Source organism: Flavobacterium sp. LMO8, from assembly GCF_009495755.1.
Lineage (GTDB): Bacteria > Bacteroidota > Bacteroidia > Flavobacteriales > Flavobacteriaceae > Flavobacterium.
The window spans coordinates 276,881-303,527 of record NZ_WIBJ01000027.1 but is presented as its reverse complement, the minus strand read 5'-3'; the positions used below and the strand labels follow the sequence as shown (position 1 = coordinate 303,527).

26 protein-coding genes, 1 tRNA gene and 1 other RNA gene are annotated in these 26,647 nt (G+C 32.2%); 12 read left to right on the top strand and 16 right to left on the bottom strand.

The window, feature by feature from the left end; translation table 11 throughout:
* Positions 1–134 precede the first annotated feature (134 nt).
* From GFJ94_RS04965 to GFJ94_RS04950, 4 genes are all read right to left on the bottom strand, one after another.
* Complete coding sequence (locus tag GFJ94_RS04965) at positions 135–788, bottom strand: PliI family lysozyme inhibitor of I-type lysozyme (RefSeq protein WP_153199824.1); 654 nt, start codon at positions 786–788, stop codon at positions 135–137.
* Between the two features lie 186 nt (positions 789–974).
* Positions 975–1,322 (bottom strand): DUF6686 family protein, encoded by a 348-nt coding sequence (locus GFJ94_RS04960; RefSeq protein WP_370513795.1) that lies wholly within the window; start codon positions 1,320–1,322, stop codon positions 975–977.
* Between the two features lie 4 nt (positions 1,323–1,326).
* Positions 1,327–2,499 (bottom strand): PepSY domain-containing protein, encoded by a 1,173-nt coding sequence (locus GFJ94_RS04955; protein ID WP_153200470.1) that lies wholly within the window; start codon positions 2,497–2,499, stop codon positions 1,327–1,329.
* A 64-nt stretch (positions 2,500–2,563) separates the two neighbouring features.
* Positions 2,564–4,708, bottom strand: a complete 2,145-nt coding sequence (locus GFJ94_RS04950) for a TonB-dependent siderophore receptor (protein ID WP_153200469.1) — start codon at positions 4,706–4,708, stop codon at positions 2,564–2,566.
* Between the two features lie 188 nt (positions 4,709–4,896).
* Between GFJ94_RS04950 and prfA the strand changes: the two genes are divergently transcribed.
* From prfA to GFJ94_RS12725, 5 genes are all read left to right on the top strand, one after another.
* On the top strand, positions 4,897–5,970 hold the full coding sequence (gene prfA / locus GFJ94_RS04945; RefSeq protein WP_153200468.1) for a peptide chain release factor 1: 1,074 nt from the start codon (positions 4,897–4,899) through the stop codon (positions 5,968–5,970).
* Between the two features lie 131 nt (positions 5,971–6,101).
* Entirely contained in the window at positions 6,102–6,914 is an 813-nt protein-coding gene (gene pyrF, locus GFJ94_RS04940) for an orotidine-5'-phosphate decarboxylase (RefSeq protein ID WP_153200467.1), read from the top strand.
* Between the two features lie 5 nt (positions 6,915–6,919).
* On the top strand, positions 6,920–7,423 hold the full coding sequence (locus tag GFJ94_RS04935) for a hypothetical protein (RefSeq protein WP_153200466.1): 504 nt from the start codon (positions 6,920–6,922) through the stop codon (positions 7,421–7,423).
* Positions 7,398–7,601: a hypothetical protein gene (locus tag GFJ94_RS12730; protein ID WP_370513796.1), complete on the top strand. Its 204-nt coding sequence runs from the start codon at positions 7,398–7,400 to the stop codon at positions 7,599–7,601. Before GFJ94_RS04935 ends, GFJ94_RS12730 begins: the two co-directional genes overlap by 26 nt.
* 3 nt (positions 7,602–7,604) lie before the next feature.
* Positions 7,605–7,928: a hypothetical protein gene (locus GFJ94_RS12725; RefSeq protein ID WP_370513794.1), complete on the top strand. Its 324-nt coding sequence runs from the start codon at positions 7,605–7,607 to the stop codon at positions 7,926–7,928.
* On the opposite strand, the gene GFJ94_RS04925 is transcribed toward GFJ94_RS12725, so the two are convergent.
* Positions 7,918–9,930 (bottom strand): T9SS type A sorting domain-containing protein, encoded by a 2,013-nt coding sequence (locus GFJ94_RS04925; protein WP_153200465.1) that lies wholly within the window; start codon positions 9,928–9,930, stop codon positions 7,918–7,920. The genes GFJ94_RS12725 and GFJ94_RS04925 overlap by 11 nt on opposite strands.
* Positions 9,931–9,957: 27 nt before the next feature.
* Between GFJ94_RS04925 and GFJ94_RS04920 the strand changes: the two genes are divergently transcribed.
* Both GFJ94_RS04920 and GFJ94_RS04915 read left to right on the top strand, forming a co-directional pair.
* Positions 9,958–10,767, top strand: a complete 810-nt coding sequence (locus GFJ94_RS04920; protein WP_153200464.1) for an ABC transporter substrate-binding protein — start codon at positions 9,958–9,960, stop codon at positions 10,765–10,767.
* 56 nt (positions 10,768–10,823) lie between these two features.
* On the top strand, positions 10,824–11,606 hold the full coding sequence (locus GFJ94_RS04915) for an alpha/beta fold hydrolase (RefSeq protein ID WP_153200477.1): 783 nt from the start codon (positions 10,824–10,826) through the stop codon (positions 11,604–11,606).
* 184 nt (positions 11,607–11,790) lie between these two features.
* On the opposite strand, the gene GFJ94_RS04910 is transcribed toward GFJ94_RS04915, so the two are convergent.
* Entirely contained in the window at positions 11,791–12,504 is a 714-nt protein-coding gene (locus GFJ94_RS04910; RefSeq protein WP_153200463.1) for a hypothetical protein, read from the bottom strand.
* A 132-nt stretch (positions 12,505–12,636) separates the two neighbouring features.
* Positions 12,637–13,086 carry a DUF1456 family protein gene (locus GFJ94_RS04905; RefSeq protein ID WP_153200462.1) on the bottom strand — a complete coding sequence of 150 codons (450 nt, stop codon included), beginning with the start codon at positions 13,084–13,086 and terminating at the stop codon, positions 12,637–12,639.
* Between the two features lie 72 nt (positions 13,087–13,158).
* Here GFJ94_RS04905 and GFJ94_RS04900 point away from each other — a divergent pair, with 72 nt between their 5' ends.
* On the top strand, positions 13,159–13,560 hold the full coding sequence (locus tag GFJ94_RS04900) for an excinuclease ABC subunit B (RefSeq protein ID WP_153200461.1): 402 nt from the start codon (positions 13,159–13,161) through the stop codon (positions 13,558–13,560).
* Here GFJ94_RS04900 and GFJ94_RS04895 read toward each other — a convergent pair.
* From GFJ94_RS04895 to GFJ94_RS04865, 7 genes are all read right to left on the bottom strand, one after another.
* Positions 13,557–13,994 carry a VOC family protein gene (locus GFJ94_RS04895; RefSeq protein WP_153200460.1) on the bottom strand — a complete coding sequence of 146 codons (438 nt, stop codon included), beginning with the start codon at positions 13,992–13,994 and terminating at the stop codon, positions 13,557–13,559. The genes GFJ94_RS04900 and GFJ94_RS04895 overlap by 4 nt on opposite strands.
* Positions 13,995–14,046: 52 nt before the next feature.
* A complete protein-coding gene (locus GFJ94_RS04890; RefSeq protein ID WP_153200459.1) occupies positions 14,047–14,520 on the bottom strand; it encodes a DUF4375 domain-containing protein in 474 nt (157 codons plus the stop codon).
* Positions 14,521–14,639: 119 nt separating this feature from the next.
* Positions 14,640–16,628 (bottom strand): excinuclease ABC subunit UvrB, encoded by a 1,989-nt coding sequence (uvrB, locus tag GFJ94_RS04885; protein WP_153200458.1) that lies wholly within the window; start codon positions 16,626–16,628, stop codon positions 14,640–14,642.
* Between the two features lie 62 nt (positions 16,629–16,690).
* Complete coding sequence (locus GFJ94_RS04880) at positions 16,691–18,256, bottom strand: murein L,D-transpeptidase (RefSeq protein WP_153200457.1); 1,566 nt, start codon at positions 18,254–18,256, stop codon at positions 16,691–16,693.
* 53 nt (positions 18,257–18,309) lie between these two features.
* Positions 18,310–18,972: a thiamine diphosphokinase gene (locus GFJ94_RS04875; RefSeq protein WP_153200456.1), complete on the bottom strand. Its 663-nt coding sequence runs from the start codon at positions 18,970–18,972 to the stop codon at positions 18,310–18,312.
* Between the two features lie 113 nt (positions 18,973–19,085).
* A complete protein-coding gene (locus tag GFJ94_RS04870) occupies positions 19,086–19,913 on the bottom strand; it encodes a DUF4249 domain-containing protein (RefSeq protein WP_153200455.1) in 828 nt (275 codons plus the stop codon).
* 4 nt (positions 19,914–19,917) lie between these two features.
* Complete coding sequence (locus GFJ94_RS04865; protein WP_153200454.1) at positions 19,918–22,290, bottom strand: TonB-dependent receptor; 2,373 nt, start codon at positions 22,288–22,290, stop codon at positions 19,918–19,920.
* A gap of 121 nt (positions 22,291–22,411) precedes the next feature.
* On the opposite strand from GFJ94_RS04865, the gene GFJ94_RS04860 reads away from it, so the two are divergent.
* Positions 22,412–23,083, top strand: a complete 672-nt coding sequence (locus tag GFJ94_RS04860; protein WP_153200453.1) for a hypothetical protein — start codon at positions 22,412–22,414, stop codon at positions 23,081–23,083.
* Between the two features lie 44 nt (positions 23,084–23,127).
* On the opposite strand, the gene GFJ94_RS04855 is transcribed toward GFJ94_RS04860, so the two are convergent.
* Positions 23,128–23,201 (bottom strand) — tRNA-Arg (locus GFJ94_RS04855).
* A gap of 261 nt (positions 23,202–23,462) precedes the next feature.
* A complete protein-coding gene (locus GFJ94_RS04850; protein WP_153200452.1) occupies positions 23,463–24,530 on the bottom strand; it encodes a glutaminyl-peptide cyclotransferase in 1,068 nt (355 codons plus the stop codon).
* 88 nt (positions 24,531–24,618) lie between these two features.
* Between GFJ94_RS04850 and ffs the strand changes: the two genes are divergently transcribed.
* From ffs to GFJ94_RS04835, 3 genes are all read left to right on the top strand, one after another.
* Positions 24,619–24,717, top strand: an RNA gene (gene ffs / locus GFJ94_RS04845) — signal recognition particle sRNA small type.
* A gap of 67 nt (positions 24,718–24,784) precedes the next feature.
* A complete protein-coding gene (locus GFJ94_RS04840) occupies positions 24,785–25,783 on the top strand; it encodes an enolase C-terminal domain-like protein (protein WP_153200451.1) in 999 nt (332 codons plus the stop codon).
* A 37-nt stretch (positions 25,784–25,820) separates the two neighbouring features.
* Entirely contained in the window at positions 25,821–26,624 is an 804-nt protein-coding gene (locus GFJ94_RS04835) for an SDR family oxidoreductase (RefSeq protein WP_153200450.1), read from the top strand.
* Positions 26,625–26,647 lie beyond the last annotated feature (23 nt).

Below are 26,647 nucleotides of genomic sequence, written 5' to 3'. Positions count from 1 at the left end.
AACGGTTAGTATAAGAGCAGTAGCGGTCTAAAAGCTACTACCTTTTCGAAAACAAGATACTTAATTAAAAGCAAAAAGCGGTTTGAGATTACTCCCAAACCGCTATTGCTTTTATACCTTGTTGGCAATAGTTTTTATTGATCAAAATCATATATTTTACCTATTTCAAAAACTCTGGATGCTTCACCGTCTTTTAATTTATATCCTATTTGACGTAAACCTCCTGTTGGATTGTTATTTGTATCACCCTCATTGTAAACTGGAAATCTTCTTACTAAAGTGGTCTCCATAATAGCAAATTCATCGTGCCCCATATAGCCACTGCTAGCTTCTTTGTTATCAAATAAGTCAGGGAAGTAAATTTGACTCATTGATTTTCTATTATTCACGGAATAACCAATGACGTTTCCATAACTACCACTTCCTGCTGAAACGATGTAAATCAAGATTTCTGGAGATCCATCCGAATTTAAATCTTCAATTTCTGCATTGGTAACTTGTCCTTCTATTTCAAGAGTTATTTTTTGATTATCTATTTCCAAACCTTCTGGTTGAATGGAAAGCTGCTGAATAGATCCTTCTCCACTCGCTTTTATTTCAAATGTTATGTTCTGTAAGCTCAAGGTTTTTTGAAATCCAATTTTTTGATCCTCAGCAATAGGCTTTTCCGTGCTTAAATCAGCGTTATTTTCGATTGGTTCTGAATTCTGTTTTTCCTTTTCGTTCTTACAGGCGATTATAGTTGATGCTACAACTAGGGTTATTAAGACTTTTTTTAAGTGTTTCATTTTTATTGTTTTTTAATTATTGCCAACTCGTTTATATGCGAAACTTTCCGACTACTTTTATACCGTGTAGGCAAGATTGGCGAAAGTTTTACATGTTTTTATTTCGTTTTTATAATTAATAACAAATATAAAAAAATATTTATAATTCATAAAACAAAAAAGGCTCACTTTCGTGAACCTATTTTTTCAATTCCAACATATTTCATTTTTCAAATCGTTATAACTTAACATTTCGTTTGTGTTTTCGAAGTTGAGAAGTAACAGCAATTCGTACAATTCCAATCGGTTAATAAGAATAATGAAATTGCTTTGCAATGTAGGAATAGGGATTTTCTTTTTGTAAATGGAGTGTTCGTATTCCTTTTTCCAATAGTCGATATCAATGCGTTTTAGGTAATTTGCAAACCCAATTAATTCATCTTCGGTAAGGCTAAAGTTTAGGTTGTTGAAGGTTAATTGGTAATTGCCACATCCTTTCAAGAAAATCAGCATACCGTTATGGGTTTGTTTTAAAATGGAATAATTGCAACACATCCTTTTATTTTTTATTTCGTTTTCCCCACCAAATAAAGAATCCGGTAACCGGTAATGACGCACAAACTAAACTAATTAGCAACGCTACAATCTTGCTCCAAATTCCAAAAATGGCGCCAATGTGAATATCGTAATTTGCAGCCACTGCTTTTTCACCTAAGTTTTTGTCTTTGTGCGAATGTTGGTGCAATAATTCTCCCGAATTTTCATCAAAAATCAAACTGTGATTCACATGATACGAGTAGGAGAGTTGCTTCACAAACACATCATAATTCGGATGTTCGTGGTCGTCTAAATGTTCGTAACCAAAATCCAAACTGTATTGAAACGCATCAGGATATAATTCCTCGACTTTTTTTCCAATTTTATCCAACGTATGTTCGTTTCGTATTTCGATAGGTGCTTTGGTTGTAATGTGCGAAAAATCAGGATACGTTGTGCTTCCGCCCGAAAATACAAAGTATAAAATCGCTTGAATGAAGAAAAACGCATAAAATAATCCCGTAAAGGCAACCACAAAAGCTAATGAAGAAACATAAAATCCTAAAACATTATGTAAGTCATAATTTTTACGTTTCCAACTTTTTACATTTTTCCATTTGAAAGCAAAGCGTTGTTTTCTGGCGTTTTTGTTTTTTGGCCACCACAAAATAATGCCCGAAATCAGCATGAAAACAAAAATCAATGTCGGAATACCACAAACATACGTTCCCCAATCGGTTTTCAGCATAAAACTAAAGTGAATCGATTTGATGATATTAAAAAAATCAGTCGTTTCATTATAAACACCACGAATTTCGCCCGTAAACGGATTCACATAAACCGATTTGTAAACTACATATTCTTCATAAAAATTCCAACCTTCTGGATTTCTTTCGTAGTAATAGAAAATGTAGCTTCGGCTTTTATCAATTGGAACCGTTACCCAGTGAATCGGATATTTTTCATTGGTAAACACATCTACTTTTTGCTCTAACACTTTAAGCGAAAGCGGTTGTTTGTTGGTGATATTCGATTCGTGATGATAAATAGCATCTTTTCGAAGGGAATTGGTGATTTCTTCTTGAAATACATAAATCGCACCCGTAATCGAAATGATAAAAACGATTAAACCGGTTGATAAACCTAACCAAAGATGTAGTTTTCGAATGCCTTTTTTGAAACTTGATTTTTGCATGTGACTACGATAAAAACTCCCCACCGAAATGAGGAGCTTACTTTAAACTAAACAGAAAATAAACTTAAAATTTGTATGTAACACCAGCCGTAATGCTTCGTAAACGTTGCGGAGTAACGGTTGACCAACCCGAATAATATTTTTCGTTTAATAAATTATTCAATTTTAAGGATACGTTAAACTTGTCGTTTTCATACGATAAAGCCGAATTTAAAACAGTGTAATCAGGTAAAGCGAAAGTTCCAGTAGTAGCTCTGTTCAAAGTTTTGTATTCGCTAGCATAGTTGCCACCAAAGCCAATTCCGAAACCTTTTAATTGTCCATTTGTTACGGTATAATTTGCCCAAAAATTTACTAACGTTTCTGGACCAGCTTCTTCAGGACGTAAGCCTAAATAACCATCGCCAGGAGATTCTTTCGTAACTTCTGCATCATTGTGACTGAAACCTGCAATAACATTTAATCCTTTAATTGGATTGGCAACAATGCTTACTTCAACACCTTTGCTCTCTACTTCACCACCTTGAATGGAGTTGTTGATGTTGTTTGGATCCGTAATTACGCGGTCTTTCACACGAATGTCATAATAACTTACCGATGCCGAAATAATGTCTTTGTACAAGCTTGTTTTCAAACCCACTTCAATTTGATTGGCTTGTTCTGGATCAAATTCTTTGGTTCTTGGATTGCTTCCGTCGATATCTGCAACCGTTGTTGGAGCTACGTTTTGGAATCCATTCATGTAATTACCAAAAACAGAAACTTTATTTTCTACGATTTGATAGACAGCCCCAAATTTTGGAGATAAAGCTACTTGTCCTTTTGTTTCTACGCCATCATATTGCGAAGTTTTTCCGTCAAAATAATCCAAACGTAAACTTGCCATAACCGATAATTTATTGGTAATATTCAATACATCTGAAACATAAGCACTCATAATTTCTTGGTTGGCTTCTGTGTTTCCTGCAAAACTTCCGGTTAAAAGAGCGTCAGTTCCTGCTTGCGTTAAAACTCCACTATCTGTTCCGTTAACTAATGAAACAACTCCGTTAGAAACCCAACCCGAACCACCGTTAATCAATCTCGAATTGTAATAATCCAATCCTGCAACCAAACGGTTTCTCATGTTTCCGATTTTAAAATCGCCTATGAAATTTTGTTGGATGTCAGTGGTGTAAAACGTTCCATCGGCTTTAGAAATGAATCTTGTGAATTCGTCGCCATTAGCAGAATCCCATAAATACTGATAATATCCGTTTGTTTTGGTAGAACTTTTAGATAAAACTGTTTGCGAAGTCCAATTGTTCGATAATTTATACAACGTTTGCATTTGCATATTGAACGAATTGTTGTTCATGGTTAAATCATTCGAAGTAAAAGATCTTTTGTAATTTCTGTCAAACAATTCCATTGAATCAAATGAAAGAGGAGCGTAACGACTCAAGAAAATCATGCTCGATTTTGCTGAGGTATTTTTGTAAAATTCTGTGTTTACTAAGAAAGTCAATTTATCACTAACTTCATATTTTATAGAAGGCGCTAAAAAGTAGTTATTCGAAAATCCAGCATCTTGAAACGATTCTTCTGTGGTGTAAGCGGAATTAATTCGAACAGCGGCTTTCTCATTAAGAGGAAGGTTTACATCTGCGGTAACACGATTGCTGCCATACGTTCCGTTGTTGTAGCTGATTTCACCACCAAACATTTGATGCGGTTTTTTAGTCACCACATTAATTAATCCACCATACGAAATAACGCTACTTCCAAACAATGTTCCAGATGGCCCTTTGATTACTTCAATGTTGTCGATGTTAATTGGGTCGATTGTTGTGTTGGTTAAGGATGGTAAACCGTTTGTCATCGTTGGTTGAACCGAAAAACCTCGCATGGAGTAATATTCTGCACCATCGCCATTACGACCAGTAGATTCCCAAAGTCTAGTTACACCAGTTGCATTTTTAAGCGCATCGTTAAAGTTGGTAACCACTTGTTCTTTTAAAAGATTAGCTGGAATTGAATTGTACACTTGCGGATTTTCGATATCCTTTAAAGGCATTTTAGAAACAGTAGTACTGCTTTCTTTTTTGTACTTGTTTTCTCTCGTGCCTTCAACGGTAACTTCTTTTAAAACTTTTGTTGAATCCGCTTTTTCTTGACTAAAACCTAGTAGCGATGACAACAAAAGTGTTGTTAATACTATTTTATTCATTTTTATTTAGATTAAATTAAAATAACGATACAAATGTAAAAAGTCAAAATGAATTCACAAAGTTTATTTAGATTAAATTTAAATAAAAATTTTAAAGATTTGATTTTCACGAGTAAAACTTTTAAACACTTAAATTTTTAAACTTTAAACTAAAATTGTAACTTTGCACTCCAAAATAAATAACAGTTATGTTAGATAGATTACAATATGTAAAACAACGTTTTGACGAAATTTCAGACTTAATTATTCAGCCTGATGTTATTGCCGATCAAAAGCGTTACGTACAACTTAATAAAGAATACAAAGACCTTAAAGGTTTAGTTGAAAAACGTGAAGAGTATATTACGCTTGACGGAAATATAAAAGAAGCGAATGAAATTATTGCTGATGGTTCTGATGCCGAAATGGTAGAAATGGCTAAAATGCAATTAGACGAAGCTAAAGAACGTTTGCCACAACTCGAAGAAGAAATCAAATTCATGTTGATTCCTAAAGATCCAGAAGATGCTAAAAACGTAATGGTGGAAATTCGTGCGGGTACTGGTGGAGATGAAGCTTCTATTTTTGCAGGAGATTTATTCCGTATGTATACTAAATATTGCGAAGCTCGCGGTTGGAGAACTTCTGTTGTAGACGTTAGTGAAGGAACATCTGGTGGTTTTAAAGAGGTAATTTTTGAAGTTACTGGTGAAGATGTATACGGAACATTAAAATTTGAAGCAGGAGTACACCGTGTGCAACGTGTGCCTCAAACAGAAACACAAGGTCGTGTGCATACTTCGGCTGCAACGGTAATGGTTTTACCAGAAGCAGAAGAGTTTGATGTACAAATTGATATGAACGATGTTCGTGTAGACTTTTTCTGTTCGTCTGGTCCTGGAGGTCAGTCGGTAAATACAACGAAATCTGCGGTTCGTTTAACGCACATTCCAACTGGATTGGTAGCGCAATGTCAGGATCAAAAATCGCAACATAAGAATAAAGATAAAGCAATGGAAGTATTGCGTTCTCGTTTGTACGAAAAAGAATTAGCCATCAAACAAGCAGAAGATGCTACAAAACGTTCTTCGCAAGTGAGTTCAGGTGACCGTTCGGCAAAAATTAGAACTTATAATTATTCACAAGGTCGTGTAACCGATCACAGAATTGGATTAGACGTTTTTGATATGGACGGTGTAATGAACGGAAAAATTCAAAAATTTGTTGACGAACTTCAGTTGGTAAACAACATGGAGAAATTAAAAGAGAACGAAGTTTTCTAAATGAAAGAAAATAGTAAATAGAATAAAGAGAAAAGATGCTAAACAATAATTTGTTTGGCATTTTTTTTAAATCCTTGCGAACTTTGTGAAAAACTTTGCGAACTTTGCGTTTAAACAACATCAACAACAAAATGACTACTGAACAACTAATTAATCAAATACAAACAAAAAAATCTTTTTTATGCATCGGTTTGGATGTCGATTTAAATAAAATTCCTCAACATTTACTACAAACCGAAGATCCAATTTTCGAATTCAACAAAGCCATTATCGATGCGACTCACGATTTATGTGTTTCCTACAAGCCAAATACTGCTTTTTACGAAGCTTATGGCATTAAAGGTTGGCAATCGCTAGAAAAAACAATCAATTATATCAACGAGAAATATCCAGAAATCTTCACTATTGCCGATGCAAAACGTGGTGATATTGGGAATACTTCTTCGATGTATGCTCGAGCTTTTTTCAATGATTTAAATTTTGATTCGGTAACGGTGGCGCCTTATATGGGAAAAGATTCGATAGAACCTTTTTTAGCTTTTGAGGACAAGCACACGATTATGTTGGCATTAACTTCAAATGAAGGAGCTTTTGATTTTCAAACCCAAAATTTAGAAGGAAAAGAGTTGTACAAAGTGGTTTTGGAAACTTCAAAATCTTGGAAAAACGCTCATAATTTAATGTACGTAGTGGGTGCAACTAAAGCCGAATATTTCACTGAAATAAGAAAAATTGTTCCTGATAGTTTCTTATTAGTTCCTGGTGTTGGCGCTCAAGGCGGAAGTTTAGCTGATGTTTGCAAATACGGAATGAGCAAAAATGTAGGTTTGTTAATCAATTCTTCAAGAGGGATTATTTACGCTTCAAACGGAACTGATTTCGCTGAAAAGGCTAGGGAAGAAGCGTTGAAATTGCAGTTAGAAATGGAACAAATTTTAAATTAACAAAAATGACTAAAAGAGATTTTTTTCGAATTATCATTAAATTATTCGGGTTGTATTCCTTAGTAATTTCCTTATTCACTTTTGTTCCTCAAAATATTTCTAATTTGTATATTTATAAAGAAGAGTTGTCTTTTTTATTTGTAATAATTGGATCTTTTTTATTATTGATTGCTTTATTTCTATTTTTATTATTTCAAACGGATTGGATTATTAATAAATTGAATCTAACAGCAAATTTTGACGATGACCAAATTATCTTGGGTCATTTAAATACTAATTCTATTTATACATTTGCTATTATACTTATTGGTGGTTTTATGGTTATTGATAATTTTCCAATCCTTTTAATGGATTTGATCAATGAATTTAAATTAAGAATATCTAATTATAGCATTCCCAACCATGATACGAATTATTTTTGGTTTGCAGTTAATTTTTTAAATGTAATCATTGGCTATTTGTTGGTAACCAATTGCAAGTCAATTGCAAAATTTTTGGATAAAAAATAAATCTGTATCTACTAATAATGACCAATTAGGAACTTCACATACACTCGAAAAACAACCCGTTCGTATCGTTTCTTTAGTGCCTTCACAAACCGAATTGTTATACGATTTAGGGTTAGAAGACAACATAGTTAGAATTACCAAATTCTGTGTGTATCAGACGCAAAATGTTAACGGATAAGAATTGTACAAAGTAGTGTTAGAAACGTCAAAACCTTGGAAAAACGCGCATAATTTAATGTATGTAGTTGGCGCAACAAAAGCCGGATATTTCACTGAAATTAGAAAAATAGTTCCTGATAGTTTCTTACTAGTTCCAGGTGTTGGCGCTCAAGGCGGAAGTTTAGCGGAGGTTTGTAAATACGGAATGAGTAAAAACGTAGGTTTGTTAATCAATTCTTCAAGGGGAATTATTTATGCTTCCAACGGAACAGATTTCGCTGCAAAGGCTAGGGAAGAAGCTTTGAAATTGCAATTAGAAATGGAAGAAATTTTATTTAATTTTTAATCATTTTTTGAGTGTTTATAATTCCATTTTCTGTTGTAATTTTTAATAAATAAATTCCATCACTTAAATCTTTAATATCAATTTCTTTCGAATTGTTTTGAATAGATTTTATTAATTTTCCTTGTAAATTATATATTGTTTTTTCTATAATTTCATTTGGAGTTGAAATTGTAATTATACTATTTGATGGATTTGGATAAATATTAAAAATGTTTTTTTCTGTTGTTGATATTGCTAAATTTGATACCGCCAAAACACCAATACTTGGATTTAAATAGCTACCACTACCAGTGATTTGAAGTTTTACAGCTTTTACTAGATAAAATTTTGGAACATTTGTAAAGTCTGGGTCAACGTAATTTAATGAAGTTATGGGTGCAGATGTTAATCTGATAAACGGACCGAATTCTGTAAATGCTTTATAAATATGGTAACCAATTATATCAGAATCTGTTGATGCAGTCCAAGTTAAATGTTCTCCACTTGAAAAAGTTTGAAGTACGTTATTTGGCGGAATGACTTGATTTAATCGTAATGTTGGATCTCCATTATATTGAAAATGAGTTCGCCCCCAATAATCAGGTGTGTCATATATTTGAGAAGGTTTTGAATATAAATTATTTGACAAATTATGATCCATTATTCGTTTACAACTCCAACCCATTGTTTCTCCCATACCAGGTTGATGGAATATGTTTATTCCAGTAGTTGTCCATAGAAGGCCTAAACATTTTGTTGATTTTGACAATAAGTATCTTATAAATCCTTGTCTATCATTGTTTTGAGCACCATCCCAAAATCCCCAATAACTTTGATCAGAACTATAAATAGTTGCATTCATTCCATAGGTTTCCCATTCGGTTGCATTTGGAGTCGTTTGATTTTGCATAAAAATTTGATATGGTCCATTTTGTTGTACCCATTGAGGGAAAGGCAAATTTCCAGAATATTCGTCAACATTATTAATGCCTGATATTGGTATTAAACTTCTATAAGAACCATCATTTGAATTATTGTATCCAAAGCGAAATGCTGTTTTATTTCCCATGTAAAAACCATCGGTTACGGTTCTATAATTATGTAATCTGTTTAAATAATTTGAAATCAATTGTATTTCTGTAAGGGAGGTATATGAAATATCTGCAAAATCTACTCTTCCAAAAGCCATTTCTAGTTGAGAAGGAATATAATCTTGGTCCCATTTAAAATCATTAGGTAAGTTAATAGCATTTACATCAATATTACCAGGATTAAAGGTTTGATTGTCGGTAAAAACCCCATCAATATCTGCATAGTAACAGTCAGCACCTCTTGCGCCTTTTCCACTATCATGGTCGTCTGGAGAAATTGCATTTAACCCAGAACGAGCAATTGGGATGTGACCTAGTAAGAATAAATGTTTTGGTTTATCAGTTGCTGGAGCATTGTTATATAAAGTTGTTATTGCATTTTTAACAGTTAAAATAGAAGCTTCTGTTTCCCAAGTTGTAGCTCTTTGAACATATAATTCCTCTACAAACCAACCTTCATAAGTTAAGTCTCTTTTAAGTTGTAATATTTCATTAGATAAACTAGATTGAAACGAATTATCTATTACTAAAATCATTCGGCCTTTATAATCTGTTTGATCGTATTTAATGCATGCAGTTACATAACCAGTTGCAATATCTGTTCCTGAATTCCTACTAACTTGATATTCAAAAGCATCGCCTAGAGAAACATTAGTATCTATCCAAGTTGATGTACTGGGAGGAATATTACTTGCAAGGGTTATCCAATCAGAGTTTAATCCATTAATAGGTCTTCTTTTAATTGTATAATTTTGAGTTGTATTTAATGCGCTATCATGTAAGTTGATGATTACTTGAATGGGACTTTCTTGAATACTTGCTGAAATTAAACAAACACGATTTCCTGTAGAATTGAAATTATAATAAAAATTAAATTGTCCGTATATTTGGCTAAAAATTAGGCAAAGAATAATTATAAATTTATTTTTCATTTTTTTTTAAAATTATAAAATATCATTTTGAATAGCAAATATTTAATTTATTTAAACACACAACAAATAGAGTTTTCTTTTGAAACCACACCATTGCGAATCGTTTCTCTAGTGCCTTCGCAAACCGAATTACTTTACGATTTAGGTTTGGAAGATAACATCGTTGGAATAACTAAATTCTGTGTGCATCCTGTTCATTTTAAAGCGACTAAAACTATTGTTGGCGGAACAAAAAACGTAAAATTCGATAAAATAAAAGCGCTTCAGCCTGATATTATCGTTTGTAATAAAGAGGAAAATACGAAAGAAATCGTTGAAGAATTATCCCAAATTTGTCCGGTTTGGGTAACCGATATTCTCACAATTGAAGACAATTTGCAAATGATTAATGATTTCGGACAACTCTTCAATAAGCGAACCAATGCGCAAAAATGGATAGACAAAATCAATTTTGTTTACCAAGATTTTCAGCAATTCATCAAAGACAAACCCATTAAAAAAGCCGCTTATTTTATTTGGGCAAAACCTCACATGGTCGCCGGAAGTCATACGTTTATCAATGAATTATTGAAATTAAATCATTTCGAGAATATTTACGTAGTAAAAGAAGGACGTTATCCAGAAGTCGAATTGAAGAAAATTCGTTTAGAAGGCGATCCTGATTATGTTTTTTTGTCTTCCGAACCTTTTCCGTTTACCGATGAACATGCTTTTGAAATTGGACGATTCACGCATCATGCCAAAACCGTTTTTGTTGATGGCGAAATGTTTTCTTGGTACGGTAGCCGATTGTTAAAAGCATTTGATTATTTCAAAAAACTACATACTAAAATTTAAAATATGTTCAATCGTAATTTTGTTGAAAAGCATTACATTTGGGCAAAATTACAATTTTGATTTCCTACACAATTTATAAAAACGAAACGAGTACAGAATGGGTGACTTTTGTTCATGGAGCGGGAGGAAGTTCGTCTGTGTGGTTCAAGCAAATTCGCGATTTTCAGAAGCATTTTAATGTCTTACTGTTGGATTTACGAGGTCATGGAGATTCAAAAGAGCAATTAAAATCGGCATTCAAGCAAAAATATACGTTTAAAGCTATTGCCGAAGACATTGTTGAGGTTATTGATTTTTTAAAAATTGAATCCTCGCATTTTGTTGGAATTTCGTTAGGATCTATTGTCATTCGTCAATTAGCAGAAATGCATCCCAATCGTGTCAAAAGCATGATTTTAGGTGGTGCGATTTTAAAAATGAATTTCCGTTCGCAAGTGTTAATGCGATTAGGAAATACGTTTAAATATGTGTTGCCGTATTTGGTGTTGTATAAGTTTTTTGCTTTTGTGATTATGCCTAAAAAGAACCACAAACAATCGCGTTTACTTTTTATCAACGAAGCTAAGAAATTGTACCAAAAAGAATTCATCAAATGGTTCAAACTCACCGCCGAAATTAATCCAGTGTTACGCTGGTTCCGACAAAAAGAACTAAATATCCCAACACTTTACGTTATGGGCGAAGAAGATTATATGTTTTTACCTTCGGTAAGGCAAGTTGTTGATAACCACGTTAAAACCGCCGAACTATTCATCATCAAAAACTGTGGACATGTTGTTAATGTGGAACAACCCGTAATTTTTAATGAAGCGGTGATTGGATATTTGAAGAAGAGGTAGGTGGATTATACTTTAAAAATGGCGAGTAGCCATAAACAGCTTTTTAACGTGTTGCCGCTTGTGGCAGTTGCGTAAATTTAAGACAAAAGATTACAAGTACAAAACTCCTTGTGGAATTTTCGGAGAAAATTCCGAACACACACCGAGCCTAGCAATTGCAACAAACGGCTGTTAGCAGTAGGCTTTATATGTTTTCCAAATATTTATAATTTAAATAACCAATTTGTGTATTAAATTCAACTTCACTTCCAATTTTTATTTCGTTCCATTTCTGTTCAGAAATTTTAAATCTAATTTCGTTATTCATATAGTTGATAAAAATCCAGTGAGTACCATTTCTCTTTCCGCCAGTGCTTTTACGTACGATTGTGTATTTTTCAACTATAACATTTTTATTTGAATATTCTCTGTTTATAAAACTTGTCAACGAAATACATAAAGCTGAAATTCCAAATATAAAACCAAAAATAACAGAATATCTTCTTCCGCTTTCATCAAAAATAGTTGGTTGTATTTTGTTTAATACCATTAATAAAATTATAGCTAATCCTATTCCGCTAAATCCAACTGTTTTCCAAATTTGGTTTTCTTCAAAAGTATTTTCAAGATTGTCCATTTCAAAAATTAAAAAGATAAGACTCAAAAAGAATAAATTCATTGAAATTGTTTGCCAAATTTTGTCTTTAAATTTTGGTTTTACTTCTCTTATAGTTTTTGCTGGAAAAAAAATATGAAGAATTTCTTCTGAATTACGCATTATTTTCACAAAACTATTTAAAACTATTAAAATTCCAATTATCGCAATAAATCTCAAATATGATTTTTCGTCAAAGACAGAATATATAAGTAATATTCCAATTAGAATTAAAATTAAATGAATTTGAAGAAATTTTCTCATTTATGTGACTTGGATTCAAAAGCTTACTGCTAACTAGTAAATATCATCAAATATATACAACTTTTTTGAGTTTTACTAATTCTATATTTATCTGAAGGGTATAAAAAATCCCCAATTGCTTGAGGATTTCGATTATTTTTTAGTTTTGCCTGAGTTGAACTTAAAACGTTCTATTGGGCTTTCGGGTTTTTGTTTTTTATCGGAAGGTTTACCTTGTCCAAAAGGTTTTTTAGCAGGTCCACTTTTTGGTTTAAACGATTTTTTTTCGCCTTCTTTTTTAAAATCGGGCTTTTTATCTTCTTTATAAAGTGGCGCTTTGTTTTTGGCTATTTGGTCTAAAACTTCTTTAGGATTTTTAGGATCTTCTTTAGTACCACGCAAATGAATGACTAATCCGTTTAAGAAATTACGCAACAATTGGTCGCCACATTCCATGAAATTTGGATGGTCTTCGCTTCTAAATACGTTTGCTAATTCACCTTTTGAAACTCTAAAATTAACCAAGTTTAAAATTTCAATAATTTGGTCATCACGTAATTGCAACGCTACGCGTAACTTTTTAAAAATATCGTTGTTATTCATTTGTATAAAATATTAGGTCAAAGATATCCAATTAAATTAAGATTTCTTATTTTTACTGCAAAGAAATAATTTATGGATACGCAACAAGAAAAACTAAGTCTATTACAAGAAATGATTGCTTTTGCTTTAATCGATGGCGAACTGCACGATAGAGAGTATGATTTTTTAGAAATGGTAGCCATGGAATTAGAAATAGAAAAGCCTGTTTTTCATAAATTATTTGAGAACAGAGGAGAAGTTACCGTAATAAAAGATGAGTTTCATAGAATTTGTCAGTTTTACCGTTTGGCGTTATTAATGCATTGCGATGGCGTTTTGCACGAAGCTGAACAAATTAAAATCAACGAAATCGGAATTAACATGGGATTGAATCCTTATGCCATGAAACGCGTATTGAATTTAATGAAAAACTCCCCAAACCGAATGGTAGAGGGAGATGTTTTATTGTCTGTTTTTACTGAACAGCATAATTAATTTGCTGGAACTTCGTCGAAATTTACCATCCAGTTTACACCAAATTTATCGGTAAACATTCCAAAATAAGCACCCCAAAATGTTTTTTCCATTGGCATAATAATGGTTCCGCCTACAGAAAGTCCGTTGAATAATTTATCGGCTTCTTCTTTGCTGCCGGCATTTATTGATACCGAGAAATTGTTTCCAAATGTAACATCGCCACTAAACGAAGTACTATCACTTGCCATTAAAATAGTTTCTTTACTAATAGGTAAGCTGACGTGCATAATACGATTGCTTTCTTCTTCACTTGGCGGAGAACAATTTTCATCGGCTGGCATGTCTTTAAATCTTCCCATATAGGTAAATTCGCCACCAAAAACCGATTTGTAAAAATTAAAAGCTTCTTCTGTATTACCATTAAAGGTAAGATATACGTTTACTGTTGCCATACTTTTTGTTTTAGATTGATTACTTAAAAGTACAAAATTTATTTTAAAACAATTATGCCCCAAACTGATTTTCGTTGGCTTTAATGTAATCTACGATTAAAGTTACGATGTCTTCTTCGGTTTCGTCTTCAAAGAATAATTCATCTAAGTCTTCCCAGCCAGAAATGATGTTTTCGTCTGCTTTTTCAATGAATTCGATTCTTTTTTCTACATCAAGAGAATAGGCTTTTGCAGGAAATAAACCCAATGCTTTTGAAATCAATTCAGCTGTTTTAACTGCTTTAATTTCTTTGTATGATGTGATAACTTCTTCTGCAAAATCTCCCGCTTCTGAACTGAAAAAGAATTGAAAACCGCCTTCTCCCATAGCACCTTCAAATAAATCTACAAAAACGAATACTTTTTCTTCATCGGTTAAAGATGAAAAATCTTCTGTTTCTTCCTTTTTCTGCCAAATGATTTCTCCAATAGCTTCAATGATTTTGATTTCGTCTTCTAATTTTAGAATGTTTGCAATTTTGCTCATAATTTCTTGATTAACGTTTTATATTCTTGTCATTCTGAACTTGTTTCAGAATCTAAACTCCTAGTTTATTAACTGAGAAGCTGAAACGAGTTCAGCTTGACAAATTTTTAGAGAAAAAATTACAATTTTTCTTGTAATGCTTTTATATCATCACGTAATTTGGCGGCTTGCATAAAGTCTAATTCTTTAGCGGCTTTCTCCATCATTTTACGCATGTCTCTTATTTTCTTTTCTATTTCGGGTTTTGATAAATACAAACTTTCTGGCTCAGCGGCTTTTAAAGCTTGATTTTCATAATATTGTGTCGATACCGAATTGTTTCCTAAGGCGCTTCCTAAACTTTTATTCAACGCTTTTGGCGCTAATCCGTGTTTGGTATTGTAATCAATTTGTTTTTGTCTTCTGTAGTTGGTTTCGTCAATCGTTTTTTGCATCGAATTCGTAATTTTATCCGCATACATAATGGCTTTTCCATTTACGTTACGCGCAGCTCGACCTACAGTTTGCGTTAACGAACGATGGCTTCTTAGGAAACCTTCTTTATCGGCATCTAAAATCGCAACTAATGAAACTTCAGGTAAATCTAAACCTTCACGCAATAAGTTGACACCAATTAGTACATCAAAAATACCTTTACGTAAATCTTGCATGATTTCCACACGTTCTAACGTATCTACATCCGAGTGAATATAACGACAACGAATCGCAACTTTAGTTAAATATTTCGCTAATTCTTCTGCCATACGTTTGGTTAAAGTGGTAACTAAAACACGTTCGTCGGCTTCGCAACGCAATTGAATTTCTTCAATTAAATCGTCAATTTGATTCGCACTCGGACGAATTTCAATAATTGGATCTAACAAACCAGTTGGGCGAATAACTTGTTCAACATAAACGCCTTCGGTTTTCTGTAATTCATAATCAGCAGGTGTTGCCGACACATAAATTACTTGATTTTGTAAGGCTTCAAATTCTTCAAATTTTAGTGGGCGATTGTCCATCGCAGCGGGTAATCTAAAACCATATTCTACTAAGTTTTCCTTACGACTTCTATCGCCACCATACATGGCATGTACTTGGGAAATCGTAACGTGACTTTCATCGACCACCATTAAGAAATCATCTGGAAAATAGTCCAATAAACAGAATGGTCTGGTTCCAGGTTCTCTTCCATCTAAATAACGAGAATAGTTTTCAATTCCAGAACAATAGCCTAATTCACGAATCATTTCTAAATCGAAATTGGTACGTTCTTCTAATCGTTTTGCTTCTAAGTGTTTACCAATTTCTTTGAAATAATCCACTTGTTTTACCAAATCTTGTTGGATAGCCCAAATCGCATTTTGCAACACATCAGGCGAAGTCACAAACATATTCGCAGGATAAATCGTTAGTTTTTCATACTTTTCAATGACTTGCGATGTTTTTGGATCATAGGCTTCAATTTCTTCGATTTCATCACCAAAGAAGTGGATTCGAAATGGTTCATCTCCATAACTTGGGAAGATTTCCACAATATCGCCTTTGATTCTGAAATTTCCTGCGGCAAAATCAGCTTCGGTTCTTGAATATAAACTTTGGACTAATTGATGTAATAATTTGGTACGAGAAATTTGCTGACCAGATTCTAAATTGATTACGTTTTTTTGAAACTCAACTGGATTTCCAATTCCGTACAAACAAGAAACGGAAGAAATTACTATAATATCTCTACGACCTGAAAGTAGGGCAGAAGTAGTACTTAAACGCAGTTTTTCTAATTCTTCGTTAATGGACAAATCTTTCTCAATATACGTTCCAGTAACTGGAATGAAAGCTTCAGGCTGATAATAATCGTAATACGATACAAAATACTGCACCGAATTATTGGGAAAAAACTGCTTGAATTCAGAATATAACTGTGCCGCCAATGTTTTATTATGCGCTAAAACTAAAGTTGGTCGTTGCACTTCTTGCACCACATTTGCCACTGTAAATGTTTTTCCTGAACCGGTTACACCCAACAATGTTTGGTACTTTTCACCATTTAAAATGCCTTTTGAAAGTTTTTCAATGGCTTGCGGTTGGTCACCAGTAGGTTTGTATTCGGATACGACTTGGAATTTCATTTATTACTTTAGTTGATTTTATATTAGAAATGCGCTAAGTAAAATCAGAAATTAAAACGTTATTAATGTAAAATTAAATTTGAAAGTTTATCATCTCTTTCGTAAATGTCCTCATACATAATTAATTCGTTGTTTTCGTTTACCCATGCAGTAAAATATCCAATAATTACAGGGATTTTATTTTTTAAAACATACGAGTTTTCTTTTCCAGTATGCATTGCTTTATTGATTTTTTCTTCGGTCCAATTTTTATCATCTTTTAAAATTGCAACAGCTAAATCTTTTGGTTTTCCTACTCTAATACATCCATGGCTAAATGCTCTACTTTCTTTGTTAAATAGACTTTTAGATGGAGTGTCATGTAAATAAATATTATTTGAATTTGGAAAAATAAATTTAACTAATCCTAATGAGTTGTGATCTCCAGGTGTTTGTCTTACACGACCATTATTCCATTCCATATGGTGTCTTGTAAGGTAATTTTGCCCTTCTTTTTTCATTCCAGGTTTTACCTCTTTATTGATAATACTTTGCGGAACATTCCAGTAAGGACTAAATACTATATAACTCATATTACCACTAAAAATAACTGTTTTAGAGGCGCTTTTTCCTACTACAACATTGCAATCAAAAGCAGTTTTGTTATTTTTTACATAATTTAAATGGTACGCTGGTATATTAACAAAAACATATTCTTTTCCATTCATTAATTCTGGATCTAACCATCTACAACGCTCCATATTTAATAATATTTTTTTTATTCGTTCTTTTGGAGAAACATTAAGGTCGTTAATTGTTTTTTGTGAAATTTTTGTACTATCAATTATTCGATTATGTCTTTTCTGAAAAGAAATAAGAGCTTTTTTTAAATCGTCATCAAAAAATGGGGTTTTATTATTCAATTTTAAATCACCAAGTAAATGAAGGTTATTCTTAATATCAAGAACAAATTTTGAAGAATCACCAAATTTAAGGTTAGTTAATTTTTTATCTTCTTTTGGTAATATTGCCCAGTTTCCATTTTTGTCAATTTCATTTAATCTATGTAATTGAAATTTAAGTTTATGATATTGAGGAATTACGGTATGTTTGTCTTCATCTAATAGTTTTGGATTGACTATTAAACTGTCTAAGAAATTTGTGAAATCAGTCTTTTTTCGGGGTAAAAGCCAACCTATTTTTTCAGTAATTTTTTCATCAATTCCTTTGAAGGCTTCTTCAACGTAGTGAAAATACATTGAAGAAATTAAAATGTCTTTTTCAACATCTGATAATTTAGATTCATCATCGTGTGAAAAAATTTGGTCAAATTCTTTAAAATGAGGAATTTCGATATTAATGCCATCTTCATTTAAATTTTGAATTTTATGATGTAAAACATTCGCAAATTCTTTTATACCATGTTCATTTTTCCAAATAATATTATTATTATGTTTTGCATAAATATTCTCTAATTCGGATTGGTATTTTTTTAAATCAGGAAATTTTAAAAAGAAATTAGGTAAATCAGTACTGTCAATTGAAATAATTTTAAAAGGCTCTTTACTGACAATAGGATTAGACTCTTTTTTACATGAAGAAAAGCATAAAAATGCTGAAAAAAGAATTAGGCTAAAGAAATTTTTCATAGAAATTAATTATTAATAAAATTCAAATTTAAGTAATTATTTTAATAGTATTACTAGTCACAACATTCCATTAACAACAAATCGCCTTTAGCGTGAGAAATGGAAACAATTCCGTCTTCGGTAACATGATTGCTGCTTCCGGTTTTGTATCCAATGGTTAGTGAATGATTTTCTAAAGGATAAAAAAGATTTTTTGAATAAATTCCAGTTACTTCTCCAATAGGAATTAATGATATTGTGGTGTTTTTAGTATACCATTTTTCAAAGTTATTCGGCAATAAAAAAATCTTAGAATGATCATCTAGTAACACTATTTTTAACTGTTTTCTGAATTTAGCAATACTTGTGATATTGGTAATAGTATGATCGGCGCGTTTTCCGGTTGCCCAAATAACATTTACCGCTGTATGACCTTTTTCAATAAGATAATCAAAGGCTTTTTCTAAATCGGTTTTGTCTTGATTTGGTGTGTGAACAATTTCTAACGGATATTGTTTTTCTAAAAAATATTCTGGATTAAAACCTCTGTCGAAATCACCCAATAACACGTCAACTTTGATTCCCAGTTCTAAAACACGTTCAATTGCCGAGTCTAAAACAATCACTAATGGCGACCATTCTAATAACTGACCTAATAATTCTTCACTACAAGAAGCTCCGTTAGCAATAATTAAAGCAGGTTCTTGGTCGTCGCGAACAATGTGATGTGATGACATTTTTTAGATTTATTGCCGTAAATATATCGTTAAAAAAAATTAAGTGCAAGAACAAGTGCAACTTCAATTTTCAATTTTGATATTTGTTCTTGCACTTAATTTTTTTTAATGAATTATTGTACTAAGTAATTTACCGTATCAATTTCAGATAAATGAAAATACCCTAAAGGGTAATTATTGTTATTTGTACTATTCGATATGTTTCCTCTAACTGTTGCAGGTGGAGTTGCAAATGGATTTCCAGAACCGCTTCCGGCAATTGCTATTAATTTATTCATGTAATTGTGGTAGCTTTTTGAAATGCCTTGAACACTTAAATCTAATGTAATTCCAGGTTCAGTTTCGCTACTTCCGTAAAACCCAAACATAATGTTGCCTTGGAAAAATTCGTCGCTGACAACACCAAATTCAGGAATTTGTTTGTTTGGATTTTTAACACCTAGCAAATAATAATTATCTTCAGAACCATTATCTTGGTAAAAGTATTTAATTTGAATTTCGTCTTCACCACTAATGCCAACAACAGTTTCTTGTTCTATATTAATGATGTCCGGAGTAGCAAATAATGCACTCGAAGCTGTATAAACAGCTTCTTCGTAAAGAATTTCTAATCGATATACTTCTCCAATTACTGGCAGAAAATTATCACAAACATAATCTCCTGTTGTAGGAACTTCAACAAAGTTGAATACTACATCAGAACTATTCGTAACGGTAACGATTGCTCCATTTGCAGGAAGAATATCATTGGTATAAAAATCATTCGTCAGACTTAATTTTATGGTTTGATTTTCGCCTGTGGTTCCTTTTTGCCATTTAATTATAGCATCAATAACTAATTTAGGTTCTGAGTTGTTCAAATCAATATCTACAACTTCTTCGCAACTTATTGATAAAATTGTTGTGAAAAATAAAATGTTATATAAAAGAATTTTTTTCATGGTTTTAAAATTTAAAATTATAAGAAACTGAAGGCACAATTCCGAAAATAGAAAGCTTCACCGCTTCATTTACTCCAGTTTCAGCATTTTGTCTAAAAGTTATTGAAGCAGCGTTATAGCGGCTGTATATATTGTAAATTCCAAAAACCCATTCGCCTTTGAATTTTCTGTTTTCAAACTTCTTAGGGGTTAAAGTTGCCGAAATATCCATTCGGTGATAGGCTGGTAGTCTGTCTTCGTTTCTTGAATTATAACTAGGAACAGTTACGCCTTGAAACACATATTTTCCTGTAGGATATGTCACAGGTTGTCCTGATTGAAGCGTAAAATTCGCTCCAAAACTCCATTTTTTATTCAATTTATAACTTCCTGTAACAGCTAAGTTATGAGTTTTGTCATATGCAGATCGATACCATTTTCCATTGTTAATACCAATTTCTGTTGGTGTTCTTCCAGGGGTTTGTTGTTCTGAACGAGATAACGTATATGAAATCCATCCGTTTAAGCGACCTTCGTTTTTACGAAACATCATTTCTAAACCATACGAACGCATTCTTCCGTTTAGAATTACTTGTTCTATGGCTTCATTGGCAATTAAATCGGCACCATCAATATAATCGATGCGGTTTTTTACTTTTTTGTAGTAGGTTTCTACTTCTAAAGTATAATCTCCATCTTTAAAATTTTTGAAATAGCCAATGGCAACTTGATCTGCTAATTGAGGTTTAATGTAATTATCACTTGGTGTCCAAACGTCTAATGGAGTTGGTGAAGCAGTGTTAGATACTAATTGCATGTATTGCACCATTCGATTATAACCCGCTTTTACCGATTGATCTTTATCAATTTCATAGGAAATCGTAAAACGAGGTTCAAAATTAGAATAATCAGCTATTTTTTCATTCGAACCAAAATATTTTGTGGAAGTTGGAGTTGCTTTTTCATAAATTTTCAATTCTTCATCATACAAAACTGGCTGATTGTCGTCGTAATAGTTGATTGTTGAAGCTCCAACTCGATAAAAAGAACTAAAACGAATTCCGTACATAACGGAAAGTTTATCGGTTAAATTTTGCTCAACTTCGGCATATAGTGCGTTTTCAAAAGCGTATTTTTTATCCAATTGTTTAAAGTTGATAGATGAATTTTCATCTAAAGGTTCAATGGTTCCGGGATTAATATCAAATTTTGTTACATTGATACCAAAATTAAATTTCACTTTATCGGATGCATAGTATTTAAAATCGTATTTCAAATTATAGTTTTGAATGGTTGATTCCCAATTGAATCCAATGAAATTTAATTCTAATCCGTAAAAATAGTTACTGTAAATAAGTGATAAATTAGAAAATAGTTTATCCGAAAATAAGTGATTCCAACGCATGTTAAGGGTTGAATTTCCATAGATGTTTCGGAATGATTCATTTAAGTTGAAAATATCACGACCAAAATATCCAGATAAGTATAAGTTGTTGTTTTCGTTGAGTTTGTAATTCAGCTTGGTGTTCAAATCATAAAAGTAAGCCGAGTTCTTATTATCAGTTAATTTTAAAAATAAGTGAGCATACGAACCTCTTCCCGCAATAAGAAAAGAGCCTTTGTCTTTTACAATTGGACCTTCAGCTAATAATCGGCTCGAAATTAATCCAATTCCACCATTCATGCTGAATTTATTGCTATTTCCGTCTTTTTGGTACACATCTAAAACTGATGCAGCTCTTCCTCCAAAACGAGACGGAATTCCACCTTTATACAATTTCAAATCTTTAATCGCATCCGCATTAAAAACTGAAAATAATCCAAAAACGTGTGAAGTATTATAAAGAGTAGCTTCATCTAAAAGTACTAAATTTTGATCGGCTCCACCACCACGAACATTGAATCCTGATTGACCTTCCCCAGCATTAGTAACACCTGGCAAAAACAAAAGCGATTTAATAATATCAACTTCACCCATTAAAACTGGCATCTGCTTAATGGTGCTAATAGCTAATTTATTAACACTCATTTCTGGTTTTTTGATATTGGTCTTATAGGCGTTTTCTGTAATGACAACTTCTTTAAGTTCTTGTTTACTTTCTTTTAAACTGAAATTTTTCTTTACATTTTGATTGATTTCCAGTTTTTCAGAAAAGGTTTCAAATCCAATATAGCTAATTTGAAGCGTGTAATTTGCTTTAGGTAATGTAATAGAATAGAAGCCGTATTCATTTGTATACGTTCCAATATTAAGCTCAGAAACATAAACCGAAACACCAATTAAAGTTTCATTATTATTGGCATCAGAAACAACTCCACTTAAGGTTACCTTTTCTTGTCCAAATCCCAAAAGTGAAAAAAAGAATAAAAACCAATAAAGTTTTTGTTGTAGTATCATTTCGGTATAGATTTTGTACTACAAATTTCACAAAAAAAAAGCATATTAGTTTAAAACAAATGTTAATTTGTAATCAAAAATCAATTATTGTTTTAATTTTACAAAATTCAATGATATCTCAATGAAGACCAAATTATTTACTTTACTTTTTATATTTCAATTTGTGTTGGTTTCAGCGCAAAAGGATTCTCCGTTTAAAACTTCTAAGTTAAAATTGAATTGGGATGAACCTGCAAAAGTTGAATCTCCTTCTAATACTAAATCGTTACCTTATAAAAGTATTTTTGATAAAAATGATGATTATTTAAAAAAATACTCGATTTTGAATCAGAAAAAAGGTGAAGAAAGTCTTTTAGTTAAAAAAAACGAATTTAAGAATCCAGGTGATGAGATTAAAAGAAAATTAAATAATCAAGATAAACAAATAAAGCCGGAATATAGAGCTAATCAGTTTTTAGGAGAATTTCGTGTAATGACTAAATTTGTTAAGGTTGTTTGTCGTGATCATGAATATCCAGATGGAGATAGGGTTAGATTATTAGTAAATGATAAGACTTTAATTTCTGAAATATTACTAGAAGCTGCTTCAAAAGAAATATATATTGATATATCGGAAGGATTCAATAAATTAGACTTTGTCGCTTTAAATCAGGGTTCTTCTGGTCCAAATACTGCTGCATTTAGTGTTTTTGATGATGCAGGAAACCTGATTACTTCAAACGAATGGAATTTAACTACAGGTATAAAAGCTTCGATAGTACTTATTAAAGAGGAGACTGAACAAGCTAAATAAATTATATATTTAAAATAAATAAAGCTCTGCATTGCAGAGCTTTGTGACCTCGACTGGATTCAAACCAGTAACCTTCTGAGCCGTAATCAGATGCGCTATTCAGTTGCGCCACGAGGCCATTTTTTGTGAGTGCAAATATAGGGATATTAATGTAAATCACAAATCTTAAATAGAAAAAATATAAATAAAAATATATTTAAAAACTATGTTGTTGATATTCAATATTTTTAAAAAGGAAAGATTTGCATTTAAATTGAAAAAAACCTTTTGAATTTATCAAAAGCACATCTTATTTATTATATTCAATTAATAATTGTTTGAAAAAAATGTAGGTTGAGTACTTGCATAAATATATAATGTCTTTTTAAAATATAAATTTTTACTCAACTACAATCTCAAAAGTTTTATCCCAATTTTTACCTGTTACAAAAACTGTTTTTGTTTTTGGGTTGTATGCAATTCCATTAAAGTAATCTAAGTCGGGATGTTGTGTAACTTTTCCTTTTAACTCGGCACAATTAATTACATTTTCTACACTTCCTGTTTTTGGGTCAATTATTGCTATTGCGTCTTTTTGATAAATGTTTGCCCAAATTTTTCCATTTATCCATTCTAATTCATTAACCGATTCAATTTTTGAACCATTTGTGTACACATTAAAATAATCTTCCACTTTTAAGGTTTCTGGATTTAAAATGTAGATTTTTTCAGTTCCATCACTCATATATAACTTTTCGCCATCATTTGTAAGTCCCCAACCTTCCATTTCATAAGTAAATGTTTTTTCCTTTTTAAAAGTATCAGCATTGTACACACAGCCTTCTTTATTTCTCCAAGTCAATTGATACACCTTATTATTTAAAATCGTTATTCCTTCTCCAAAAAAACGATCTTCAAGTTCAATTAATTTAAGTACTTTCCCTGTTTTGTAATCGGTTTTTCTTAAACTTGATTTTCCTTTTATTCCTGTTGAATTTCCAGCGCCATTTCCTGTTCCTTCAAACAAAGTATCGCGATAAAATTCAAAACCTTGTGTATAGGCTTTTATATCATGTGGATAGGTATTTAGAATTTTAAAGTTTAAAACTTTTGCTTCTACACTAGAAAAAATGGAAAAACCAGAAGTAACATCAATATTTTTTCCTTCAAAATAAACTAATGCTTTAATTGTTTGGTTACCTAGTTTTTGATTATTTAAAGCAAAAGGTAATTTTTCGTTTCCTTTTACCGAACCAATTTTAACTTCGTTAATGTAATATACTACAGAATCAATTGTTTTGTTTTCTTTGTTTTGAAGCACCAAATCAATACTTTCTTCTAGCTTAAGAATTGGTTTTATAGTAGGATTTTCAATCGAAAATAAATTTTTTAATGCATTTTCATCGTCTTTACATGAAGTAGAAATTAAACCTAAAACAATGAAAGCGAATAGCTTAACTTTTAACATGGTTGAAATATTTAATTACGTAAATATACAATGATTTTTTATACTCACAATTGCCTTGCAAAAATATAAAAAGATTGTATATTTGCAGCGGCAAGTCCTACACGACCAGCTCCTGCAGACTCCTCCAGGGTGGGAACACAGCAAAGGTATGTGGTTGTAGCGGTGCGATGTAGGTCGCTTGCCATTTTTTATTTCTTTTGAATTGTGGTCCCGTTTGTTCGGGATTTTTTATTTTTACACCAATTCTAATTCCTATGCACATCACTTGGCAAATTGTTCGTTTACAACTAAAAGAAACGTTTTCAATTAGTTATGGAAGCTACTCGTTTAGAGAAGCCTTAATTGTTTCGCTTTCCAAAAACGGAAAAACAGGTTATGGCGAATGCACAGCTATTGATTACTACGGAATTAACTTGAATGATTTCACTCAGAAATTAGCCGAAATTCAGGCTCAAATTGAAAAGCAAAATATAAAACATCCAACCGAATTTTATGCATTTTTGGAAAGTTTACAATTGCATTCTTTCTTACGTTCGGCTTTAGATTGTGCGTATTGGGATTTATTTGGGAAGTTAGAAAATAAGAGTTTCTTAGAATTAAATTCGATTGAAATACAACAATTACCCGAATCTTCCATCACCATAAGTGTTGCACCAATTAAAGAACAATTACAAAAAATTGTAAAATCAGATTGGAATAAATTCAAAGTAAAATGGAATCATTACGATGAAAAAGCATTGAATTTACTGCTGAATTGCGATAAAGAAATTGCTTTAGACGCCAACGGAAGTTTCTCTATTTCCGAATGTCAACAATTGGAAGAAAATCCGTTATCAGCTCAATTTACTTATATTGAACAACCCATGAAAACTGGGATTTCAAATTACAGTCATTTGAATGCTTCCAAATTTGCGAATTGGATGGCTGATGAGGATTGCCAAGAACAAACAAAACTTTCCGATTTAAAATCACATTATAAAACCATCAACATCAAACTAGTCAAAACAGGCGGATTAACTCCAGCTTTGGAACTAATTAAAGAAGCGAGAGCAAACGATTTCAAAATCATGATAGGTTGTATGACCGAATCTACCGTAGGAATTTCAGCTGGTTCTGTTTTGGTTCAGTTAGTAGATTATGTAGATTTAGATGGCGCGAATTTAATTGCCAACGATATCGCTTATGGAAGCACCATTGAAAAAGGAAAAGTGTTGCTTTCGGAGAAAGTTGGGCTAGGAATTTCCTTGAAATAATTTAAAGCCGTATTTTCGCAGTATAATTCACATTAAAATGAGTAAAGTAGTATTAATTACAGGTGGTTCATCAGGAATTGGAAAATCAATTGGCGAGTTTTTGCATCAAAAAGGTTTTGTAGTGTATGGCACAAGCCGAAATCCTGAAAAAATCACGAATTCGATATTTCCATTAGTAGCTTTGGATGTTCGCAATAAACAAAGTATTGTGAATTGTGTTGCTGAAGTGATTCAAAAATCTGGAAGATTAGATGTTGTAATTAATAATGCGGGAGTTGGAATTACAGGTCCAATTGAAGAAATCCCAACCGAAGAAATAAGAAATAATTTCGAAACGAATTTATTTGGACCAATCGAAGTTATGAAAGCGGTTTTGCCTCAAATGCGCGAACAAAAATCAGGTTTAATCATTAATATTACTTCGATTGCAGGTTATATGGGATTGCCTTATCGTGGGATTTATTCGGCTTCAAAAGGCGCTTTAGAATTAATTACGGAAGCGTTACGAATGGAAGTAAAATCCTTCGGAATCCAAATTACGAATGTCGCACCTGGTGATTTTGCGACGAATATTGCTGCAGGACGTTATCATGCGCCGGTTGTGAAAGGTTCAGCTTACGAAGTTCCTTACGGAAACACCTTAAAAGAAATGGATTCGCACGTTGACAGTGGTAGCAATCCAAACGAAATGGCAGAAGCTATTTTTGCTATTATTCAAACCGATAAACCAAAAATACATTATACAATTGGGGCTTTCATGCAAAAGTTTTCTATTGTTTTAAAACGTATTTTGCCTGATACGGTTTATGAAAAAATGTTGATGAATCATTATAAGCTTTAACAGCATCAAAATTCAATATCAAG

Bases quoted from the DNA above. Each gene is read 5' to 3' on its own strand.
- prfA (WP_153200468.1), top strand. From the start codon at position 4,897: ATGTTAGATAGATTACAATATGTAAAACAACGTTTTGACGAAATTTCA.
- GFJ94_RS04860 (WP_153200453.1), top strand. From the start codon at position 22,412: ATGAAGACCAAATTATTTACTTTACTTTTTATATTTCAATTTGTGTTG.
- uvrB (WP_153200458.1), bottom strand. From the start codon at position 16,628: ATGAAATTCCAAGTCGTATCCGAATACAAACCTACTGGTGACCAACCG.
- GFJ94_RS04905 (WP_153200462.1), bottom strand. From the start codon at position 13,086: ATGAATAACAACGATATTTTTAAAAAGTTACGCGTAGCGTTGCAATTA.
- GFJ94_RS04900 (WP_153200461.1), top strand. From the start codon at position 13,159: ATGGATACGCAACAAGAAAAACTAAGTCTATTACAAGAAATGATTGCT.
- GFJ94_RS04840 (WP_153200451.1), top strand. From the start codon at position 24,785: ATGCACATCACTTGGCAAATTGTTCGTTTACAACTAAAAGAAACGTTT.
- GFJ94_RS04960 (WP_370513795.1), bottom strand. From the start codon at position 1,322: ATGTGTTGCAATTATTCCATTTTAAAACAAACCCATAACGGTATGCTG.
- GFJ94_RS04910 (WP_153200463.1), bottom strand. From the start codon at position 12,504: ATGAGAAAATTTCTTCAAATTCATTTAATTTTAATTCTAATTGGAATA.
- GFJ94_RS04890 (WP_153200459.1), bottom strand. From the start codon at position 14,520: ATGAGCAAAATTGCAAACATTCTAAAATTAGAAGACGAAATCAAAATC.
- GFJ94_RS04880 (WP_153200457.1), bottom strand. From the start codon at position 18,256: ATGAAAAATTTCTTTAGCCTAATTCTTTTTTCAGCATTTTTATGCTTT.
- GFJ94_RS04950 (WP_153200469.1), bottom strand. From the start codon at position 4,708: ATGAATAAAATAGTATTAACAACACTTTTGTTGTCATCGCTACTAGGT.
- GFJ94_RS04835 (WP_153200450.1), top strand. From the start codon at position 25,821: ATGAGTAAAGTAGTATTAATTACAGGTGGTTCATCAGGAATTGGAAAA.
- GFJ94_RS04965 (WP_153199824.1), bottom strand. From the start codon at position 788: ATGAAACACTTAAAAAAAGTCTTAATAACCCTAGTTGTAGCATCAACT.
- GFJ94_RS04850 (WP_153200452.1), bottom strand. From the start codon at position 24,530: ATGTTAAAAGTTAAGCTATTCGCTTTCATTGTTTTAGGTTTAATTTCT.
- GFJ94_RS04925 (WP_153200465.1), bottom strand. From the start codon at position 9,930: ATGAAAAATAAATTTATAATTATTCTTTGCCTAATTTTTAGCCAAATA.
- GFJ94_RS04955 (WP_153200470.1), bottom strand. From the start codon at position 2,499: ATGCAAAAATCAAGTTTCAAAAAAGGCATTCGAAAACTACATCTTTGG.
- GFJ94_RS04875 (WP_153200456.1), bottom strand. From the start codon at position 18,972: ATGTCATCACATCACATTGTTCGCGACGACCAAGAACCTGCTTTAATT.
- pyrF (WP_153200467.1), top strand. From the start codon at position 6,102: ATGACTACTGAACAACTAATTAATCAAATACAAACAAAAAAATCTTTT.
- GFJ94_RS04870 (WP_153200455.1), bottom strand. From the start codon at position 19,913: ATGAAAAAAATTCTTTTATATAACATTTTATTTTTCACAACAATTTTA.
- GFJ94_RS04895 (WP_153200460.1), bottom strand. From the start codon at position 13,994: ATGGCAACAGTAAACGTATATCTTACCTTTAATGGTAATACAGAAGAA.
- GFJ94_RS04865 (WP_153200454.1), bottom strand. From the start codon at position 22,290: ATGATACTACAACAAAAACTTTATTGGTTTTTATTCTTTTTTTCACTT.
- GFJ94_RS04935 (WP_153200466.1), top strand. From the start codon at position 6,920: ATGACTAAAAGAGATTTTTTTCGAATTATCATTAAATTATTCGGGTTG.